19 protein-coding genes and 1 tRNA gene are annotated in these 19,782 nt (G+C 33.1%); 12 read left to right on the top strand and 8 right to left on the bottom strand.

Annotated elements, in window-relative coordinates; all coding sequences use genetic code 11:
- Positions 1-70: 70 nt before the first annotated feature.
- The 4 genes from KHA90_RS20210 to dnaA are packed head-to-tail and all read right to left on the bottom strand — an operon-like array spanning position 71 to position 3,900.
- Entirely contained in the window at positions 71-1,198 is a 1,128-nt protein-coding gene (locus tag KHA90_RS20210) for a methionine aminotransferase (protein ID WP_213305586.1), read from the bottom strand.
- 53 nt (positions 1,199-1,251) lie between these two features.
- Positions 1,252-1,965, bottom strand: coding sequence for an SAM-dependent methyltransferase (locus KHA90_RS20205; RefSeq protein WP_213305583.1), 714 nt, complete (start codon positions 1,963-1,965; stop codon positions 1,252-1,254).
- 33 nt (positions 1,966-1,998) lie between these two features.
- Positions 1,999-2,463, bottom strand: a complete 465-nt coding sequence (locus KHA90_RS20200) for a low molecular weight protein-tyrosine-phosphatase (RefSeq protein ID WP_213305580.1) — start codon at positions 2,461-2,463, stop codon at positions 1,999-2,001.
- 9 nt (positions 2,464-2,472) lie between these two features.
- Positions 2,473-3,900 carry a chromosomal replication initiator protein DnaA gene (gene dnaA / locus KHA90_RS20195; RefSeq protein WP_213305577.1) on the bottom strand — a complete coding sequence of 476 codons (1,428 nt, stop codon included), beginning with the start codon at positions 3,898-3,900 and terminating at the stop codon, positions 2,473-2,475.
- A 186-nt stretch (positions 3,901-4,086) separates the two neighbouring features.
- On the opposite strand from dnaA, the gene KHA90_RS20190 reads away from it, so the two are divergent.
- Positions 4,087-4,491 carry an acyl-CoA thioesterase gene (locus KHA90_RS20190; RefSeq protein WP_213305569.1) on the top strand — a complete coding sequence of 135 codons (405 nt, stop codon included), beginning with the start codon at positions 4,087-4,089 and terminating at the stop codon, positions 4,489-4,491.
- Between the two features lie 31 nt (positions 4,492-4,522).
- On the opposite strand, the gene KHA90_RS20185 is transcribed toward KHA90_RS20190, so the two are convergent.
- From KHA90_RS20185 to ribD, 3 genes are all read right to left on the bottom strand, one after another.
- A complete protein-coding gene (locus KHA90_RS20185) occupies positions 4,523-5,155 on the bottom strand; it encodes an IMPACT family protein (RefSeq protein WP_213305567.1) in 633 nt (210 codons plus the stop codon).
- A gap of 182 nt (positions 5,156-5,337) precedes the next feature.
- Complete coding sequence (locus KHA90_RS20180) at positions 5,338-5,940, bottom strand: HAD family hydrolase (RefSeq protein WP_213305565.1); 603 nt, start codon at positions 5,938-5,940, stop codon at positions 5,338-5,340.
- Complete coding sequence (gene ribD, locus KHA90_RS20175; RefSeq protein ID WP_213305563.1) at positions 5,933-6,982, bottom strand: bifunctional diaminohydroxyphosphoribosylaminopyrimidine deaminase/5-amino-6-(5-phosphoribosylamino)uracil reductase RibD; 1,050 nt, start codon at positions 6,980-6,982, stop codon at positions 5,933-5,935. Before ribD ends, KHA90_RS20180 begins: the two co-directional genes overlap by 8 nt.
- Before the next feature lie 95 nt (positions 6,983-7,077).
- Between ribD and KHA90_RS20170 the strand changes: the two genes are divergently transcribed.
- From KHA90_RS20170 to prmC, 3 genes are all read left to right on the top strand, one after another.
- The gene (locus tag KHA90_RS20170) at positions 7,078-7,563 is read left to right on the top strand and encodes a GNAT family N-acetyltransferase (protein ID WP_213305561.1); all 486 of its coding nucleotides are present in this window, start codon (positions 7,078-7,080) and stop codon (positions 7,561-7,563) included.
- Positions 7,564-7,567: 4 nt separating this feature from the next.
- A complete protein-coding gene (locus tag KHA90_RS20165; protein WP_213305559.1) occupies positions 7,568-8,374 on the top strand; it encodes a hypothetical protein in 807 nt (268 codons plus the stop codon).
- A 74-nt stretch (positions 8,375-8,448) separates the two neighbouring features.
- Positions 8,449-9,315 (top strand): peptide chain release factor N(5)-glutamine methyltransferase, encoded by an 867-nt coding sequence (gene prmC, locus KHA90_RS20160; protein ID WP_213305557.1) that lies wholly within the window; start codon positions 8,449-8,451, stop codon positions 9,313-9,315.
- 197 nt (positions 9,316-9,512) lie between these two features.
- Here prmC and KHA90_RS20155 read toward each other — a convergent pair whose 3' ends face one another.
- Positions 9,513-10,757 (bottom strand): ABC transporter permease, encoded by a 1,245-nt coding sequence (locus tag KHA90_RS20155; RefSeq protein ID WP_213305554.1) that lies wholly within the window; start codon positions 10,755-10,757, stop codon positions 9,513-9,515.
- 210 nt (positions 10,758-10,967) lie between these two features.
- Here KHA90_RS20155 and hisS point away from each other — a divergent pair, with 210 nt between their 5' ends.
- From hisS to KHA90_RS20115, 8 genes are all read left to right on the top strand, one after another.
- Entirely contained in the window at positions 10,968-12,395 is a 1,428-nt protein-coding gene (hisS, locus tag KHA90_RS20150; protein ID WP_213305551.1) for a histidine--tRNA ligase, read from the top strand.
- 335 nt (positions 12,396-12,730) lie between these two features.
- Positions 12,731-12,801: transfer RNA gene (locus tag KHA90_RS20145), tRNA-Trp, on the top strand.
- Between the two features lie 549 nt (positions 12,802-13,350).
- Positions 13,351-13,929, top strand: coding sequence for a nucleotide exchange factor GrpE (locus tag KHA90_RS20140; protein ID WP_213305548.1), 579 nt, complete (start codon positions 13,351-13,353; stop codon positions 13,927-13,929).
- A gap of 76 nt (positions 13,930-14,005) precedes the next feature.
- Positions 14,006-15,121, top strand: coding sequence for a molecular chaperone DnaJ (dnaJ, locus tag KHA90_RS20135; RefSeq protein ID WP_213305543.1), 1,116 nt, complete (start codon positions 14,006-14,008; stop codon positions 15,119-15,121).
- A 162-nt stretch (positions 15,122-15,283) separates the two neighbouring features.
- Positions 15,284-16,204 carry an ABC transporter ATP-binding protein gene (locus KHA90_RS20130; RefSeq protein WP_213305540.1) on the top strand — a complete coding sequence of 307 codons (921 nt, stop codon included), beginning with the start codon at positions 15,284-15,286 and terminating at the stop codon, positions 16,202-16,204.
- Positions 16,205-16,310: 106 nt separating this feature from the next.
- Positions 16,311-17,627, top strand: a complete 1,317-nt coding sequence (locus KHA90_RS20125; RefSeq protein WP_213305527.1) for an ABC transporter permease — start codon at positions 16,311-16,313, stop codon at positions 17,625-17,627.
- Between the two features lie 201 nt (positions 17,628-17,828).
- Positions 17,829-18,992 (top strand): sigma-54-dependent transcriptional regulator, encoded by a 1,164-nt coding sequence (locus KHA90_RS20120; protein ID WP_213305524.1) that lies wholly within the window; start codon positions 17,829-17,831, stop codon positions 18,990-18,992.
- Between the two features lie 96 nt (positions 18,993-19,088).
- Positions 19,089-19,748 carry a DEAD/DEAH box helicase gene (locus KHA90_RS20115; RefSeq protein WP_213305521.1) on the top strand — a complete coding sequence of 220 codons (660 nt, stop codon included), beginning with the start codon at positions 19,089-19,091 and terminating at the stop codon, positions 19,746-19,748.
- The last annotated feature ends 34 nt before the right edge of the window (positions 19,749-19,782 follow it).

The following is a 19,782-nucleotide window of genomic DNA, read 5'->3' as shown; positions in this document are numbered from 1 at the left end:
TCTTTTTCTTACAATATTAATTAAATAAATAGGATGCACGCATAATAATGTTATAATTTTTTGATAAAATTTATATATCACACAATTTTTTTGCTGCCGATTCTAAAGTAAAATTATCTTTAGCAAAGCAAAAACGTATTAGCTTTTGGTCTTTATGATCCGAATAAAAAGTAGAAATCGGGATTGCTGCAACGCCATGATCTGTAATTAGTTTTTTGCAAAAAGTAACATCCTCATCGTTTGAAATGTTGGCATATGAAGCCACCTGAAAATAAGTTCCTTCGCAAGGTTTTAATTCAAAACGGCTATTTTGAAGCAATTTCTGGAAATAATCTCGTTTTTGCTGATAGAACTTTCCAAGTAAATTGACATCAACAACATCTAAATATTGACTAATTGCAGCCTGAGAAATACTATTAACACTGAAAACCAAAAACTGATGTACTTTTTTGATTTCTTTCATCAAATGTTCCGGAGCAACGGTATAGCCAATTTTCCAGCCGGTAATATGGAATGATTTTCCGAAAGAAGAAACCATTATACAACGATCTAAAAGAAAATCTTTAGTATGTGCCGAAATGTGTTTTTCTTCAAAAGTGATGTATTCATACACTTCATCAGATAAAACAATAATGTCAGGAAATTTAGAAAGTAATTTTTCCAGTTGAAGAAAATCGGTTTCGGTTAAAATTTTTCCTGTTGGATTATGAGGATTATTAATGATAATCATCTTCGCTTTTGCCGAACATGCTTTTTGTATGGTTTCCCAATTTGGCGTATAATCATCATTTAGTGCCACCCGAACTGGTTTTGCATTGCAAAGTAAAACCGGAGATTCGTAAGAATCATAACTGGGGTCCAGAATAATAACTTCGTCACCCGTTTTCACCAAAGCCAAAATCGAAGTGAAAATTCCCTGAGTGGCGCCGGCAGTAACTAATATTTCTGTTTCAGGAACAATTGTTCTATTATAGGAGTCTAAAACTAATTTAGCAATCTGATTCATCAACGGCGGAAAACCTGCCATTGGTGTATATTGATGTACGTTTTCTTTGGATAATCTTGCCAGAATATCAGTCAATCTTTCATCAACGGGAAAATTTGGAAATCCCTGCGAAAGATTAATGGCATTATGTTCGGATGCCATTTTTGACATTACCGTAAAAATACTTGTGGTTACGTTAGGAAGTTTACTCATTATAAAGTTTAGTTAGGGAAACTTGTGAGTACAATATAAGATAATTTTTACGATTACATTTTATGTATAATAAAAATCGTAGGTCGATTATGCAAATCAACTTTTAGTTTCTTCCAATCTGCAACACGCATCGTTTTAATAAATTCTGTTGGTAAAGTAATATCTGTAGCGATACAAAGATGAGTAGAAGGATTTAAAATTTGCAGAATATCCTCTACTAATTTGTTATTTCTATAGGGTGTTTCTATAAAAAGTTGTGACTGATTTTTCTCCTGAGATAATTTCTCAAAATATTTCAACGCCGATTTTTTCTCGTCTTTATCAATAGGTAAGTATCCGTTGAAAGTAAAACTTTGTCCGTTCATTCCGGAAGCCATCATGGCTAATAATATAGAAGATGGACCAACTAAAGGGACAACCTGAATTCCTTTTTCATGAGCTAATTTTACAATTACAGCACCGGGATCAGCAACTCCCGGGCAACCTGCTTCGCTCATTAAACCCACATTTTTTCCTTCTAATAAAGGCTTGATGAAGTCTAAATGTTCGCTTGGTTCCGTGCGCTTGTTAAGGGTAAACAAAATAAGATCTGATTGTTTTTTTTCTGGAGAAACTGCTTTTATTGATTTTCTGGCAGTTTTTTCGTTTTCTACAATATAATGATCTATAAAATCAATACTTCTTTTTACAGTTTGTGGCAAAACATCCATCGGATCACTTTCGCCCATTGTAGTTGGAATTAAATATAATTTTCCTGGAAGTTTCATGTGCGTCTTTTTATATTGTTTGAAGAAGAAAAACTAAGAATGTTTTTCGATGAGTTTTTTTGCGATTATATCTGTTGCTTCATTCAGCATTTGATATACATTATCAAATCCGTTAGCAACACCATAGTAAGGATCAGGAACATCTACATTTTCATCCGGAAAAAGTTCGTTCAGGATAAGCTGAACTTTATTTTTATGTTCCGGAGTTTTGGCAAGATCAATTACATCGCTGTAATTTGAACTATCCATTACATATATATAATCAAATTCATCAAAATCAGAAGTTTTAAATTGTCTCCCTTTTTGATTTTGAATGTTTACGCCATTTTTTGTTGCAACAGCAATGGAACGTTTATCAGGTGAATTGCCTACATGCCAGGATCCTGTTCCGGCAGAATCAACTATAAAGTTATTAGGTAATTTTGATGCCAAAATTCCTTCTGCTAAAGGTGATCTGCAAATATTACCCAGGCAAACCATTAAAATTTTTACTGGCATGATTCGCGTTTATAGCGTTAGTTTTTTGTTGATATCTTCGACAAATTTCTTGAATTGTTTGTCTGTAGAAACTAAATTGTCAACGGTTTTACAAGCATGTAAAACGGTAGCGTGATCACGATCTCCAATTTGTGAACCAATGTTTGCTAAGGAAGCTTTTGTAAATTTCTTTGCAAAAAACATAGCCAATTGTCTCGCCTGAACCACGTGCCTCTTTCTGGTTTTTGATTGAAGTGTTTCAATATCCAACTGGAAATAATCTGACACAATTTTTTGAATATAATCGATAGAGATTTCTCTCTTTACATTTTTAACAAATTTCTCAACAACGCTTTTTGCCAACTCAATTGTAACTTCTTTTTTATTGAAAGAAGATTGTGCGATTAATGAAATAATAGCACCTTCAAGTTCACGAACATTGCTTTTGATATTGCGTGCAACATATTCAATTATATCTTCAGGTATTTCAACACCATCACGATATAGGATATTTTTCAGGATTGAAATACGGGTTTCGTAATCCGGCTGATGTAATTCAGCAGATAGTCCCCATTTAAAACGAGATAATAAACGTTGCTCAATATCCTGCATGTCAACAGGGGCTTTGTCCGAAGTCAAAATTACCTGTTTTCCATTTTGATGCAAATAATTGAAAATGTGGAAAAATACGTCCTGAGTTCCTGATTTCCCAGATAAAAACTGAACATCATCAATAATCAAAACGTCGATTAATTGGTAAAAGTGAATAAAATCATTACGATTGTTCTTTTTAACCGAATCAATATATTGTTGTGTGAAAATTTCGGCAGAAATATATAAAACCGTTTTTTCAGGATATTTGTCTTTTACTTCAACACCAATCGCGTGCGCTAAGTGTGTTTTTCCTAAACCAACGCCACCAAAAATCAATAAAGGATTAAATGATGTTCCTCCGGGCTTATTGGCAACAGCCATACCTGCAGAACGAGCTAAACGATTTGAATCACCTTCAAGAAAATTATCAAAACTGTAGTTCGAATTTAATTGCGATTCAATTTTAAGATTTCTAATTCCGGGAATTACAAAAGGATTTTTTAGTTCAGGATTTAAGTTTTTAAACGGAGCATCAACCTCTTGCGGTTTCATAGGCACTCTGTTGGCACTTGGCAACTGTTCGGTAAACGGTTGTTTATTGCCATAAGTGTTCTCCATTTTAATTTTATAGAGTAACTTTGCGTTTTTTCCCAGTTCTTTGGTAAGCGCAACTTTCAATAATTTAACATAGTGTTCTTCTAACCACTCGTAGAAAAATTTACTTGGTACCTGAATATATAACGCGTTGTCGGTTAGCTCAACTGATTTGATTGGTTCGAACCAAGTTTTATAGGCTTGATCTTGAATATTGTCTTTTATAAAGGACAAACAGTTTTCCCATACCGATTGAGCAGTTTTAGTCATAGATTCAGATAAATTTTTTATTATTGATAAAGATTCTCCTAATAAAAAAGGAGCAATTTTATTCCGTATTTCGGGATAACAAATATGTGAACAAATTTCTGTAAAAAAAAATAAATTGGGGTCTAATTTTATAAAAAAATGTTGTAAGTAGACTTTTTGAAGTTAACTATTTTTAATCTATAAAGAATGAAAAATCATCAAACGCAAGTGCGTGTTCGTTACTCTGAAACCGATCAAATGGGAGTGGTTTATCACGGAAATTATGTACCTTATTTTGAGATAGGACGCGTGGAATGGCTTAGAGATAAAGGGATTTCCTATAAAAGTATGGAAGAAAGCGGAATTGGATTACCTATTGTTTCCATGCAAATAAATTATAAAAAATCTGCACGTTATGATGAGCTTCTTACTATCCATACGGCTTTCAAAAGTCAGTCATCGGTCAAGATTGAATTTGATTGCGCAATCTATAATGAAGCGAATGAGTTATTAACAACTGCGGCATTTATTTTAGTATTTATTTCGTTAAAAACAGGTCGCCCAACTGCCCCTCCGGATTATATTTTAGAATTGTTTAAAACACTTGTATAATTGTTAAAATGAGATTGGTTTTTATATCAATTTAGATAATTTTAATATCAATTTCAAACATTAAGTCGAAAATGTCGAATACTGATTCGGCATTTTTTTTGCGTGTTTTTGTTTTGATTTTCCCAATTGGTAAACCTGAATCTTCATCAATTTCCATTTCCTGAGATGTTATTTCCAGCTTTTTTTCTTTGATAACCCGCATAACCTTATTCATGTTTTTATAATCAAAAGAAATTAAAAAATGAACATCGATAGTTTTTTCGATAATATCAGCAACTTCAAGTGTCATTTGCGCCGTAGTTTTATAAGCTGCAATTAATCCTCCAACACCTAATTTTACTCCGCCAAAAATTCTCACTACAACAACCAAAACGTTAGTTAAGCCAAAAGATTGTATTTGACCATAAATTGGCGCTCCGGCAGTATTACTTGGTTCTCCGTCATCATTTGCACGATAAGAAATTTTTGGAGCTGTGCCTAATTGATACGCATAACAAAAATGAACCGCATGTGGATGCTGCTTTTTTAAATTTTCGATGATGGGCTTTACTTCATCTTCGTTTTCTATAGGAAATGCGTAACCAAAGAATTTGCTGCCTTTTTCTTTAAAAAGCACTTCTTCAGATTCAAAAGCTATGGTTTGATACGTATCGTTATATTCCAAAATGAATTTTTAAATTATGTTTGTTTATTATCCACAGAATAAATGGATTTTCTCAGGTAGTTTTTAATTTTAGCGAGACTTTTTCTATCGCAGATTTTGCAGATAAAGCAGATTATTACAAGGCATCTAAAAAAAATCTGCTTTATCTGCAAAATCTGCGAGAAATAAAAAACTTTTGGCAGCTAAATTATTTTTTTGTCGAATAAGTCAACAACATCTTCCTGTCCAACTTGTAAATTCCAGACATGAAATCCTAAAGCAGCGGCGGAATCAGTATTTTCTTTTTTGTCATCTATAAACAAAGTACGTTTTGGCGATAATTCATGTTTATTGATTAAGTATTGAAAGACTTCAGGATTTGGTTTTCGCATTCCAATTTCAAAAGAAAAATAAACCTTTTCAAAACATTGATAAAAATCACTGTAAAATGAAATTCCGCTTGCGTTTTCAAAAGTTGCAATATGAATCGAATCAGTATTGCTCAATAAAAATAAACGGTATTTTTGAGAAAGCAATTGTAAAAACTCTAATCGATATAAAGGAAAATCAGCTAAAACAGCATTCCAGGCTTTTAGGATTTCTTCAACAGATGCGTTAGGAAGTTCCTTTTGAAAACCTGCCAAAAAATCATCATACGAAATGTCGCCCGTTTCAAACAAAAGATTCAAACTGTCCAATTCAGCACTCCATTCCGTCATGCCTAAATCCTGCAATCCTGAAATAGTAGCTTGTTTGTCTAAATTGATAAAAATATCTCCAAAGTCAAAAATTATAGTATCAATCATGATTTCTAATGTTTATTAATTCATCGCTTTGAATGTAAGTTTTAGTCAAATTTTTCTTCTGAATATTTGGAGCTTTTGTTCCTTTTTCGAAAGTAGCTTTTCCGATAAAAATCCTCGCTTCATCCCAAATATTTTCATCTATAAAAGATTGCAATGTTTTCAGTCCGCCTTCGATAATAATAGACTGAATTTGATTTTGATGTAAAACAGCTAAAATCTGCGGAATTATATTTTGATTAAAATCAATTACTTCAAAGTTAGTGTTTTCTGTCTGAAAGCTAATTTCAGATTTTGTAAAAACAATTGTTTTAACAGTATCATCAAAAATAAAACTCTCCTTTGAAATGCGATTCTTTTGATCTAAAACAACTCTAACCGGATTATTTCCTGACCAGTCTCTGGTATTTAATTTCGGATTATCATCAATAACAGTTTGAGTTCCTGCTAAAATTGCCTGTTCCTCACTGCGCCACTTATGTACCAATTGTCTTGAATATTGATTGGTAATCCAGATAGGTTTTCGATCCTGATTAATCTCTTTTTCAGGAGATAAAAATCCGTCTTGGCTTTCCGCCCATTTCAATATAATATAAGGTCTTTTTTGCTGATGAAAGGTAAAAAAGCGTTTGTTGAGTTCGTTGCATTCTTTTTCTAAAACACCAACTGTCACATTTGCGCCTGCTGCAATTAATTTTTTTATGCCGTTTCCGGCAACTTTTTCATTAGGATCTACAGTTCCTACAACCACATTCGGGATTTTGTGTTCTATTATTAAGTCACAACAAGGAGGTGTTTTTCCAAAATGGCTGCAAGGTTCTAAACTCACATATATGGTAGCGTTTTTTAATAACGATTTATCTTCGACAGATCGAATTGCGTTGACTTCGGCGTGTGGTTGTCCGGCTTTTTTATGCCAGCCTTCACCAATTATTTGGTTTTCGTAAACAATTACACTTCCCACCATTGGATTAGGATATGTAGTTCCAAAGCCATTTTGTGCCAGTTCAATGCAGCGTTTTATGTATTTTTCATGTATATTCACAGTGCAAAAGTAGTTATTTTTGAGTTTAGGCATAAGTTAAGAAACTATCAAAAAGTATTTTTTACTTTTGTAAGAAGTTATACGAATAAAAAAATATGGAAAATTGGATTATCAGAAGAATTAAAAAAGAAGACAATCAAGCAGTTGCTCAATTAATACGATCAGTTTTTGATGAAATGGAAATACCAAAAGTAGGTACAGCATATGCAGATCCGTATTTAGATTTAATGTTTGAAGAATATAACAAACCAAAATCAGCTTATTTTGTAGTTGAAAACGAAGGTAAAATTGTGGGCTGTTCAGGAGTTGCGCCTTTAGAAAATGGTGATCCCAAGATTTGTGAATTACAAAAAATGTATTTTTTACCGGAAACCCGTGGTTTAGGAATTGGAGCACAAATGATAGAAAAATGCTTGGAACAAGGAAGAATTTTTGGTTTTGAAAAATGTTATATCGAGACAATGCCATTTATGCATGCCGCCCAAAAATTATATAAAAAATCAGGTTTTGAATATTTAGATGCACCATTAGGAAATACTGGGCATAGTTCTTGTCCAGTTTGGATGCTAAAAGTTTTATAATCATATGAAAAAAATTGTTTTTGGAATTGTTTTAGTTTCAGTTTTGTTTTCTTGTAATAATTCTAAACAAAAAAAGGCAGATAAAAAGGTTAAAGTTGCTAATAAAACTGTTGTAAAAGATTCTGTAAAAGAGAATGAAGTTGCAGCTGATGAAAAAATTAAAAATGATTTTGACATTTTGTTACCACGCAGTTATCGAACTTATGAGGTAAATCCGGCTGCGTCTTTAACGGATAAATGGATAGATTTATATGAAAATAACGGTGAATATTATTTGGCAAAAGCCGATTTTAAAATAGAAAAAGGATTTGACGAATGTTCCGGAGATTCTTTACAGTCAATTATTTCGAAAAATAAAACGATTGTTTTTATGGATTATCCGGGTTTGAAAGTAGGGAAGATTAAGTCTTTGAAAATTAATAAACACAAAGTTTGGCCAAAAGAAAAAGTAACGTATACATTTAATGGTATTAATTACGTTCTTAGAGCGGAAGGAAAAGTTTTATCTGAGGATAAAACAGATTCAGACAATGATGATGACAAAGTTTTTAAAAATGTAGCAAATTATAAACTTTTTTTAACGGCGGTTAATGGCGTTGAGAAACTGCTTTTAGCCGAAGAGTCGTTTGATGATACATTTGTAGCATTGCTTTTTGCAGGAGATATCGATGGAGACGGAAAACTGGATTTGATTTTTAGTGCAAGTAGAAATTATGAAGAAGAGCGGGTAATTTTATTTCTTTCATCAAAAGCTACAAATGATGAAGCGATGAAAAAGGTTGCCGAAATAGCAGTTCAGTTTGATTGCTAGGAATATAATAAAGTTAATAGTTTAGATAATGGTAATAATTGACAAAAAGCTGCGGCGTTTAAAATAAACTCAAAATGAGAATCAAACAATATCGTACTCAATTTATAAAAGAATTATCCCCTTTTTACGATGCATATGAAGCGGAGAGTTTTTTCTATTTAATATTAGAAGACAAACATAAATTACGACAAATTGATTTAGCCTTAAATCATGAATTGACGTTTTCAGAAAACGATTTTGTGGTTTGGGATTCCTTTTTAACGGAATTAAAAAAAGAAGTTCCTATCCAGTATTTACTGGGAAAAACTCATTTTTATGGATTGGATTTTGAAGTCAATGAAAATGTCTTGATTCCGAGACCTGAAACAGAAGAATTAGTCGAATGGATTATCAATGAAAATTCAAAAATTGATACTTCTAAAAAAATAAAAATCCTTGATATTGGTACAGGAAGCGGTTGTATTGCCATTTCTCTGGCGAAAAATATCCCAAATGCTGAAGTTTACGGTATTGATGTTTCGAAAAAAGCCATAGAAACTGCAAAACGAAATGCAATTAATAATAAAACCGGAGTAACTTTTATGCTTCAGAATATTTTAGAGACAGAAGCTTTGAAATGTAATTTTGACATTATTGTTTCGAATCCGCCTTATGTTCGAAATTTAGAGAAAGAGGAAATTAAAAAGAATGTTCTGGATTATGAACCGCATCTGGCACTTTTTGTAGATGATAATGATGCACTGATTTTCTATAGAAAAATAGCAGATCTGGCACAAAATAATCTTTTGGATAACGGACAATTGTATTTTGAAATCAATCAGTATTTAGGCGACGAAACAAGAGAGTTACTTGAAAAAATGGATTTTAAAAATATCGAATTACGAAGAGATATTTATGATAATGACAGAATGATTTCCTGCAAGGTTTCTAAAACTGCATAATTTTTTAAGAGAAGTTACTGAAAATAATTAAACTTCTAATCTAGCCCCGATAGAAGTGAAAATCCTTTTATGCCGGCGTTCGGCATAAAAGATTGTAGCGTATAGCGGGACAAAAGTTCTTTTGAAATGATAAATTTCTGCTTCAAAGATTATTCACATTTCACTGAAAACTGCGACTGAAAACTGAATACTGAAAACTATTCATAACGCAAAGCCTCAATAGGATCGAGTTTTGATGCTTTGATTGCCGGATATAAACCGGAAACGATTGCAACGGTAAAACTGGTCCCAAAAGCGGCAAAAATCGCAACCCACGGCACTACAAATACAAAACTCATTGCGGTTGCAATGGCAAAACCTAAAAGGATTCCGATTACAATACCTATTAAACCTCCAATTTGTCCAATCAATAAAGTTTCGATAAAAAACTGAACGGCAATCGTTATTTTTTTTGCGCCTAAAGCTTTTCGAACTCCTATTTCTCTCGTACGTTCTGTAACCGAAACAATCATGATGTTCATTAATGCAATTGAAGATCCTAAAATGGTAATAACGCTGATGATCCATGATGCCCAGCCCAAATATTTTGTGATTCCCAGAATACGATTTATCAAATCATCGCTGCGTCCAATTCCGAAATTATTGTCACGCGTTGGACTCAATTTTCGAACTCTTCGCATTGTACTTGTTGCATTGTCAATCGCCTGGTCTAAAAGTTCTTTTTTAGAAACCATTACGCTCATTGTATAATTGATATTTGGGGCAGTAAATAAGGAACGCGCCACCTGAATTGGAATTAAAACGCGTAAATCCTGACTGTTTCCAAACGTTGATCCTTTTTCTTTTAAAACGCCAATAACTTTAAAACGAGCACCGCGAATTGAAATTATTTTATCAATTGGGTTCAGATCTTTTAATAATCCTTTCTCAAAATCAGATCCTACAATGCAGGAATAAGTGTTATTGTCAATATCAAATTGATTAAAACTACGTCCTGAACTAATTTCTAAACCAGAGTTGGCGATAAAATGTTCATCGACACCAAGAATTTTAATTTCCGGATCTGTTTTTTTATCTAAATATTTAACTTCTGCTGTTTTAGTAGCTGTGAACGATAAAGAAGTTTCAGTAAAAGGATATTTATATTTGTTTTTAAAAGCAACTGCTTCCGGATATGAAATAATAGGATTTACAATTTCACGTTCGTTGCTTCCGCGATTTTTAAGGTTGTTTTCGTATTGGTTAATGTTGAAAGTATTTGCTCCCATAGAAGCAAAATTGGTTGAAATGGTATTATTAAGTGCTGTTACAACGGTTAAAATTCCCACCAAAGCAGTAATCCCAATCGCAATAATTAATACGGTAAGAATGGTACGCAACAATTGTGTTTTGATAGAACCAAAAGCAATTCGGATATTTTCTTTAAATAATTTTAGCATCATGACCAATTTGTCACGAAAATACGTTTTTTGTTACAAGTTTGTTTTCGAACAGGCATTATTTATTTTAAAAAATAAGATATTTGCAGTCCATTAGAAATAGAGGAATCTAATTCTGAGAAAATACAATAATCTAAAAGATCATTTAGATGTAAGACTTCAGGCAAGTGAAATCTCATAATCTAAAGATCCAATAATCTAAAGATCTAAAAAATGGCTTCAAAACCAAGCATACCACAAGGAACAAGAGATTTTTCGCCTGCAGAGGTGTCAAAACGTCAATATATTATTCAGACAATAAAAAATAATTTTGAGAAATTTGGGTTTCAGCCAATCGAAACTCCGTCGTTTGAAAATTCAGATACTTTAATGGGTAAATACGGAGAAGAAGGTGATCGACTGATTTTTAAAATATTGAATTCAGGAAACTTTTTCTTCAATAAAAATAAAATTGAATTACCGGAATCAATAGAATCTCTGCAAGTTAATTCGGCAGAAACAATTAATCTTGATCAAAGAATTGAACTGAATAAATTTACCGGAAAAATTTCTGAAAAAGCCTTGCGTTATGATTTAACTGTTCCGTTCGCGAGATATGTGGTACAACACCAAAACGAAATTGAATTTCCTTTTAAAAGATATCAAATTCAACCTGTTTGGAGAGCAGACAGACCTCAAAGAGGACGTTATAGAGAATTTTACCAATGTGATGCCGATGTTGTAGGTTCAAAATCATTATGGCAGGAAGTAGAATTGGTTCAATTATATGATACAGTTTTCACTTCTTTAGGTTTAGAAGGTGTTACGATCAAAATCAATAATAGAAAAATTTTATCCGGAATTGCTGAAGTTATCGGTGCTTCGGATAAATTGATTGATTTTACGGTGGCTCTTGATAAACTGGATAAAATTGGTGAAGATGGTGCTAAAAAAGAAATGATTGAAAAAGGTATTGCCGAAGAAGCATTGGTTAAAGTACAGCCGCTTTTTAGTTTTAGCGGAACTTTTTCGGATAAAATCAATCAACTTTCCAGTTTATTAACAGAATCAGAAGAAGGAATGAAAGGTGTTGAGGAATTGAAATTTATTTGTGACAATGTGGCAACTTTAGGTTTGTCAACTGCAACTTTAGATCTTGATGTAACTCTTGCGCGTGGATTAAATTATTATACGGGAGCTATTTTTGAAGTAGCCGCCCCAAAAACCGTTTCAATGGGTTCTATTGGCGGTGGCGGAAGATATGATGATTTAACGGGTATTTTTGGTTTGAAAAACATGAGTGGAGTTGGAATTTCTTTTGGTTTGGACCGAATTTATTTAGTTCTGGAAGAATTGCAATTGTTTCCTGAAACTGTAGCAGCAACTTCAAAAGCGTTGTTTATCAATTATGGAGATGCTGAAGCTTTATACGCTTCGAAAGCGATTCAGAAATTACGACAAGAAAATATAAAAGTAGAATTGTATCCTGATAATGTAAAAGTGGGCAAGCAGTTTCAATATGCTGATAAACGCTTGATTCCGTTTGCTGTAATTGCAGGCGATCAGGAAATTGCAAATAATTCATATTCTCTTAAAAATTTAGTTTCAGGAGAACAGATTTCAGTTGATTTTGAAGGATTGAAAAATGCTTTATTGGCATAAGTTGATTGTAAAGTGTTTTTGCCACAGATTAAAAGAATTATTTGGCTTTTTGTTTCACGCAGATTTTGCAGATTAAAGCAAATTAAATTTGATTTTTATATAAAGTAAATCTGCTTTAATCTGGCTAAATCTTTTTTAAATCTGCGTGAAATAAAATTTAGTTTAAAGTGAACAGGTTTATGTAGATTTCAGGAATTGAAAAATACTTTGCTAAGTTAACTGTTTGGAGTGAAGGTTTTTGCCCCAGATTACGCGATTTTAAAGGATTTTCTTTTTAAATCTCTGTGTGAAATAGTTGCCAGAGAAGAAAAAAAACTTTTAATTTGCGGCTTATTACGGGCGTAGTTCAAGGGTAGAATAGCGGTCTCCAAAACCGTTGATGGGGGTTCGAATCCCTCCGCCCGTGCACTATTTTTATCGCAAAGAACGTAAAGTTTTTTATCTAAGAATATTTTCAAAAAGCATAAAATTCGCAAAGCTATCTAATACATAGTTTTGCGATTTTTTTTTTTACAATAGAGAAAGGCAGAGATCTTTGTCGAAGTATAGGTTATACAAGTACAAAGTTCACAGAGCTTTGGCGAATTAGATTGCATAAACAACTTAAATCTTTGTCAACTCTGCGTAAAACCTTTGTGTTCTATGCGATAAAAAAAACAAAAACAAAAAAAAGCTTCGTCTGTAATAGGCGAAGCTTTTTTAATATAAGGTAAACTTGAATTAATAATTATTTATGAAGCCGAGGCCAACCCTTAAATTCAATTTTGATAGGTAATCTTTAATTTTCAAATTGGAATCCCAAATATAGTATAAACTAAAACGTAATAGTCTTAAAATTATACTAAATTTCTTAGTTGTAATATTACTTTTTAAATCGCTCAGTTTTAATAAAGTGACAATTTGACATTTTAAAAGATTTGGCAGTACTTTTGCAATCCAACAGAAAGAATACAAAATGAAGTTTAAAAATATTTTTAAAAATAAAAGTAATATGACTACGGAAAATACAGAGTTCGATCAAGAATTAGATGATGCAACGTTAGAAAATAATGCCAATGGCGAGCAATTAATTGTTGAAGAATTAAGTGTTGAAGAGCAATTAGCTCAAGACTTGGCAAAAGAAAAAGATAAATTCTTGAGATTATTTGCTGAATTTGAAAATTATAAAAAAAGAACTTCAAAAGAACGTATGGATTTGTTTAAAACAGCAAATCAAGAAGTTTTGTTAGCAATGCTTCCAGTTTTAGATGATTTTGACAGAGCAACTGTAGAAATCAACAAATCTGAAGATGAAAATTTGAAAAAAGGAGTGGAGTTAATTCATGAAAAATTGAAAAGCACTTTGGTTTCTAAAGGTTTAGAGCAAGTTGAAGTAAGAGCAGGTGATACTTTTAATGCTGATTTTGCTGAGGCAATTACCCAAATTCCAGCTCCGTCTGATAAATTAAAAGGGAAAATTGTTGATGTTATCGAAAAAGGATACAAATTAGGAGACAAAATTATTCGTTTCCCTAAAGTGGTAATCGGAAACTAAAAAATGCAAACAGAAGCTTCAAACGCCAGTTTTAAGATTGGAATTTGGAATTTAAGATTTGGAATTTAACCTTATTATGAAAAAAGATTTTTACGAAATATTAGGCATTTCAAAAGGTGCAGATGCTGCCGAAATTAAAAAAGCGTACAGAAAAAGCGCTTTAAAATATCATCCGGATAAAAATCCGGGAGACAAAGAGGCAGAAGAAAACTTTAAATTAGCGGCAGAAGCTTATGAAGTTCTAAGCGATCCTAACAAAAAAGCTAAATACGATCAATACGGACACCAGGCTTTTGATGGTTCTGGAGGTTTTGGCGGTGGTGGCCACGGTGGTATGAATATGGATGACATTTTCAGCCAGTTTGGTGACATTTTTGGTGGTGGATTTGGCGGCTTCGGTGGAGGCGGTGGCGGAGGTCCTCGTCGTGCTAAAGGAAGTAATCTTCGAATTAAAGTAAAATTGACTTTAGAAGAAGTTGCTAATGGTGTTGAGAAAAAAGTAAAAGTAAAACGTAAAGTTCAGGCTAAAGGAGTAACATACAAAACATGTTCGACTTGTAACGGTCAGGGACAAGTAATGCGTGTAACAAATACTATTTTAGGTAGAATGCAATCTGCGTCAACTTGTCCAACTTGTGGCGGTTCTGGTCAGATTTTAGATAAAAGACCTTCTGAAGCAGATGCACAAGGAATGGTTGTGGAAGATGAAACTGTTTCAATCAAAATTCCGGCTGGAGTTACTGATGGTATGCAATTAAAAGTTTCTAATAAAGGAAATGATGCTCCTGGAAATAGTGTTCCAGGTGATTTAATTGTTGCAATTGAAGAGTTAGAGCACGAATTCCTGAAACGTGAAGGAGAAAATATTCACTTTGATTTATACATTAGTTTTCCAGAAGCGGTTTTAGGAGTTTCTAAAGATATAGAAGCTATCAACGGAAAAGTTCGTATTAAGTTGGAAGAAGGTATTCAATCTGGAAAAATCCTAAGACTAAAAGGAAAAGGTATTCCAAGTATAAACGGTTACGGAAGCGGAGATTTACTGGTTCATGTAAATGTTTGGACACCTAAAACGTTGAATAAAGAGCAAAAACAATTTTTTGAAAATGCTTTAGCCGACGAACATTTTGTTCCAAGTCCTGAAAAATCAGAAAAATCATTTTTTGAGAAAGTAAAAGATATGTTTTCATAAGCTAAACTTTTTCTAAAGTGTTTAATAAATATAAAAACCCATTCTAATGTAAATTTAGAATGGGTTTTTTGCTTAATTATACAAAGATTCGCTCTGAATTATTTACTTTTACAGGCTGGTGGTCATAATGATCAAACTGACGCAGAAAATCTTAAATATAGCATGAGCAACTTACTCGAAGTACATAAAGTCGTAAAAAAATACGGTGATTATGTAGCGCTTAACGAAGTTTCATTAAATGTGCCAAAAGGCAGTATTTACGGATTATTAGGTCCTAATGGAGCTGGAAAAACTTCCCTTATTCGTATTATAAATCAAATTACTTTGCCTGATAGCGGCGAAATAATTTTGGACGGAGAAAAATTGCAGCAGAAACATGTGCAGACAATTGGTTATCTTCCTGAAGAAAGAGGATTGTATACATCCATGAAAGTAGGCGAGCAATGTTTGTATCTGGCACAAATGAAAGGACTTTCTAAAGCCGAAGCAAAAGTACAACTGGAATATTGGTTTGACCGTTTGGGAATTCAGGGTTGGTGGAACAAGAAAATTCAGGAACTTTCAAAAGGAATGGCGCAAAAAATTCAGTTTGTGGTTTGTGTATTGCATAAGCCAAAATTGCTGATTTTTGATGAACCTTTTTCCGGATTTGATCCTGTAAATGCAAATGTGATCAAAGATGAAATTCTGGCATTAAAAGAACAAGGCGCAACAATTATTTTTTCGACACACAGAATGGAAAGTGTTGAAGAACTTTGCGATCATATTGCCTTAATTCATAAATCGAATAAATTAATAGAAGGAAAACTAAGTGATGTAAAACGCCAGTTTAGAACCAATAGTTTTGAAGTTGGGATTTTGACCAGTAATGTCGAAGGTTTGATGTATGATATTACACAAAAGTTTACTGTTGCTCCGGCAAATTTCAAGTCATTAAACGATGATTTAAAACTAGACATTCAGATAGGAAATTCAACGCCAAATGAGTTGTTGAATATCCTTACACAACGCGGACAAGTAACCCACTTTGTTGAGAAAATCCCAAGTGTAAACGATATTTTTATTCAAACAGTAACAGGATAGATCTTTAGATCGTTAGATATCTTAGGTTTTTAGAATAAATCTGAGAATCAAAAAATCTAACAATCTAACAATCTAAGAAGTCTAAAAATCTAACTAATCTAAATAAATGAGTATAATTTCATTAATTATAAAAAGAGAATTTATTGCAAAAGTCCGCAATAAATCTTTTGTTGTCATGACTTTTTTAAGCCCGTTGTTGTTTGTTGCAATTGCCGGATTTATTGGTTATTTGAGTTCGATGAAAGCAGAAACCAAAAAAATCGCAATACGTGACGAAACCGGTTTGTTTGCGAACGATTTTGTAAAGCAGAATAAAAAAGACGCAGCATTTAAATACCTGAATTTATCTGAAATTGATACGCAGGCATTAAAAGACAGTATTACAAATGAAAGTTTTGAAGGTTTAATTATTATTCCGAAGACAAATAATTTAAAAGATTTAGAAAGTAAAATCGAATTTATTTCGAACAATAGTCCGAGCATTTCTTTTATCGAAAAAACGCAATATCTCATAGCTCAAAAGATCACAAAAATAAATCTTGAAGCCGCAAAACTGGATACTTTGGCAATTGAAAAAGCACAATCTTCAGTTAATATTCATTTGGTAAAAGCTTCCGGCGAGGAAAGTTTAAAAGGATTAAATGAAATCAAAATAGGAATTGGCGGCGCCTTTGGATATTTGATTATGATGTTCATTATCATTTACGGAAATATGGTAATGCGAAGTGTGATCGAAGAAAAAACCAACCGAATTATCGAAATTATTATTTCATCAGTAAAACCATTTCAGTTAATGATTGGTAAAATCGTAGGAACCTCACTAGCAGGACTATTACAATTCACGATCTGGGCCATAATTGGTTTAGGATTAATGTTTGCTGCTTCGACATTTTTTGGCGTAAATGTTGGGCCTACGGCAAGAATTTCGCCGGAATTAATGCAATCTGCACAACATGAAATGTCAGGAACGGCACAAATGTATATCAGTGAATTATGGAATTTACCAATTGCAAGTATCTTATTTGGTTTTGTAGTTTATTTTATAGGAGGTTACTTTTTATACAGCTCATTTTATGCCGCAATTGGAGCTGCAGTTGACAATCAAACCGATTCTCAGCAATTTCTTTTGCCTATTATTATGCCGCTTATTTTAAGTGTTTACATAGGCTTTTTTACAGTCGTAAACGATCCACACGGTACAATTGCTGTGGTATTTTCGATGATTCCGTTAACCTCGCCAATCGTAATGTTAATGCGACTTCCGTTTGGAGTTCCGTGGTGGCAAATCGCAATTTCGGTATCATTATTGTTTGCAACCTTTTTCCTTGTTGTCTGGTTCGCAGCAAAAATTTACCGCATTGGTATTTTAATGTACGGCAAAAAACCAACCTGGAAGGAATTGTATAGATGGCTTAAATATTAGTTTTTATAGTTGCAAAGGTTCAGAGGTACAAAGTTGCAAAGGTTTTTGAATATCGGAATCTAGATGTTTACATAAAAGAAGAACTTTAAGGAATTACAAGAGTATTAAAATATTATAATAATAAAAGGTTCAAAGGAACAAAATGACAAAGATTTTAAACTTTGTTGCTTTGAACCTTTGCAACTTTGAACCTAGAAAAGAATGAGTAAAATACTAATTATAGAAGACGAAGCATCGATCAGAAGAGTTTTGGTAAAAATTTTATCAGAAGAAAATGATACGTATCAGGTAGATGAAGCAGAAGATGGAGTTGCTGGTCTTGAGAAGATAAAAAACAACGATTACGATTTGGTTTTGTGCGATATCAAAATGCCAAAAATGGACGGTGTTGAGGTTTTGGAAGAAGCCAAAAAAATCAAACCTGAAATTCCAATGGTTATGATTTCCGGTCACGGCGATATGGAAACCGCAATTCATACCATGCGTTTGGGAGCTTTTGACTATATCTCAAAACCGCCGGATTTAAACCGTTTATTGAATACTGTTCGTAATGCTTTAGATAAAAAACAACTTGTAGTTGAAAATAAAATCCTGAAGAAAAAAGTCAGTAAAAACTATGAAATGGTAGGTGAGAGCGAAGCCATCAATCATATAAAAGTGATGATTGATAAAGTCGCACAAACCGAAGCCAGAGTTTTAATTACGGGACCTAACGGAACCGGAAAAGAATTGGTGGCACATCAATTACATGAAAAAAGCGAACGCGCTAATTTTCCAATGATTGAAGTAAACTGTGCTGCAATTCCAAGTGAATTGATTGAAAGTGAATTGTTTGGTCACGTAAAAGGTGCATTTACATCTGCGGTTAAAGATCGTGCAGGAAAGTTTGAAGCAGCTGATAAAGGAACTATTTTCTTAGATGAAATTGGTGATATGAGTCTTTCGGCGCAAGCCAAAGTTTTGCGCGCTTTACAGGAAAGTATGATTACCAGAGTTGGTGCTGAAAAAGATATTAAAGTCGATGTGCGTGTTGTGGCTGCAACCAATAAAGATTTAAAAATCGAAATTGCCGAAGGTCGTTTTCGGGAGGATTTATACCATCGTTTGGCAGTAATCCTGATAAAAGTTCCGCCATTGAACGAAAGACGTGATGATATTCCGGCTCTAGTAAGATATTTTGCAGAGAAAATTGCCTCAGAGCAAGGGAACGTGGTAAAAGTATTTTCGGCGCAAGCCGTGCAATTATTGCAAGAGTACGATTGGACAGGAAACATCCGTGAACTTCGAAATGTTGTCGAAAGATTAATCATTTTGGGAGGAACTGAAATTTCGGAAACTGACGTAAAAATGTTTGCAAGCAAATAAAATTAATTCAATGATTAAAATATTTAAAAATTAAAAGATTGCTTTTCAGGTATAATTTTTAAATTTTTAAATTTTTCAATCTTTTAATCAAAATAGATGAAACTAAAAAAAATAAACGAAAAATTACAAAACGCACTAATTGAAAATGGATTAACAGAAGCAAATGTTTTGCAGCAGGAAACCTTTTCGACAATAAAAAGTGGAGCAGATTGTATTATTCTTTCTCCGGCAGGAAGCGGGAAAACAACAACAATTGTATTGAATGTAATTCAGCAATTGTCAGGTCAAACAGAAGAATCTCCGCGTGCTTTGATTTTTGTTGAGGACAAAGCGAAAGTTTTAGAGATGGAAGCGCTTTTTGAGAAATACGGAAAACATTCGAATCTTGAAGTTTACGGTGTTCACGACAAAGGTGATACAGATTATGATAAAAATTATATTTCGACAGGAGTAGATGTTTTAATTGGTACGCCAAATAAATTAAGTGAGATGTTTACAACAGCGGGTTATAATGTAAACCGCCTAAAAATGTTCATTATCGATGATGCAGATCCAATGTTGAAATTGCGTCATGAAACTAAAATCATGCGTATTTCAAACAGTATCACAAAAACGCAACGTATTATTTTTGCTGAAAACCTGACAGAACGTATCGAGATTTTAGCAGATAAAATGATGCTGGAACCTTATTTATTTGATATGGATGAAGAAGGTGAAGAAGAGCTTGGTGAAGAAGAAAGTGATATTGAAGAATAATTAAGTCACAGTTTTCACTGTTCACTATTACCCA

The sequence above is a fragment of the Flavobacterium psychroterrae genome, assembly GCF_018380615.1.
GTDB classification, from domain to species: Bacteria; Bacteroidota; Bacteroidia; order Flavobacteriales; family Flavobacteriaceae; genus Flavobacterium; species Flavobacterium psychroterrae.
This window is presented reverse-complemented; position numbering and strand designations above follow the sequence as displayed.

Bases quoted from the DNA above. Each gene is read 5' to 3' on its own strand.
- KHA90_RS20200 (WP_213305580.1), bottom strand. From the start codon at position 2,463: ATGCCAGTAAAAATTTTAATGGTTTGCCTGGGTAATATTTGCAGATCA.
- KHA90_RS20180 (WP_213305565.1), bottom strand. From the start codon at position 5,940: ATGATTGATACTATAATTTTTGACTTTGGAGATATTTTTATCAATTTA.
- KHA90_RS20125 (WP_213305527.1), top strand. From the start codon at position 16,311: ATGAGTATAATTTCATTAATTATAAAAAGAGAATTTATTGCAAAAGTC.
- dnaJ (WP_213305543.1), top strand. From the start codon at position 14,006: ATGAAAAAAGATTTTTACGAAATATTAGGCATTTCAAAAGGTGCAGAT.
- KHA90_RS20210 (WP_213305586.1), bottom strand. From the start codon at position 1,198: ATGAGTAAACTTCCTAACGTAACCACAAGTATTTTTACGGTAATGTCA.
- KHA90_RS20205 (WP_213305583.1), bottom strand. From the start codon at position 1,965: ATGAAACTTCCAGGAAAATTATATTTAATTCCAACTACAATGGGCGAA.
- KHA90_RS20130 (WP_213305540.1), top strand. From the start codon at position 15,284: ATGAGCAACTTACTCGAAGTACATAAAGTCGTAAAAAAATACGGTGAT.
- KHA90_RS20190 (WP_213305569.1), top strand. From the start codon at position 4,087: ATGAAAAATCATCAAACGCAAGTGCGTGTTCGTTACTCTGAAACCGAT.
- KHA90_RS20170 (WP_213305561.1), top strand. From the start codon at position 7,078: ATGGAAAATTGGATTATCAGAAGAATTAAAAAAGAAGACAATCAAGCA.
- KHA90_RS20140 (WP_213305548.1), top strand. From the start codon at position 13,351: ATGAAGTTTAAAAATATTTTTAAAAATAAAAGTAATATGACTACGGAA.
- KHA90_RS20155 (WP_213305554.1), bottom strand. From the start codon at position 10,757: ATGATGCTAAAATTATTTAAAGAAAATATCCGAATTGCTTTTGGTTCT.
- prmC (WP_213305557.1), top strand. From the start codon at position 8,449: ATGAGAATCAAACAATATCGTACTCAATTTATAAAAGAATTATCCCCT.
- hisS (WP_213305551.1), top strand. From the start codon at position 10,968: ATGGCTTCAAAACCAAGCATACCACAAGGAACAAGAGATTTTTCGCCT.
- KHA90_RS20165 (WP_213305559.1), top strand. From the start codon at position 7,568: ATGAAAAAAATTGTTTTTGGAATTGTTTTAGTTTCAGTTTTGTTTTCT.
- dnaA (WP_213305577.1), bottom strand. From the start codon at position 3,900: ATGACTAAAACTGCTCAATCGGTATGGGAAAACTGTTTGTCCTTTATA.
- KHA90_RS20115 (WP_213305521.1), top strand. From the start codon at position 19,089: ATGAAACTAAAAAAAATAAACGAAAAATTACAAAACGCACTAATTGAA.
- KHA90_RS20120 (WP_213305524.1), top strand. From the start codon at position 17,829: ATGAGTAAAATACTAATTATAGAAGACGAAGCATCGATCAGAAGAGTT.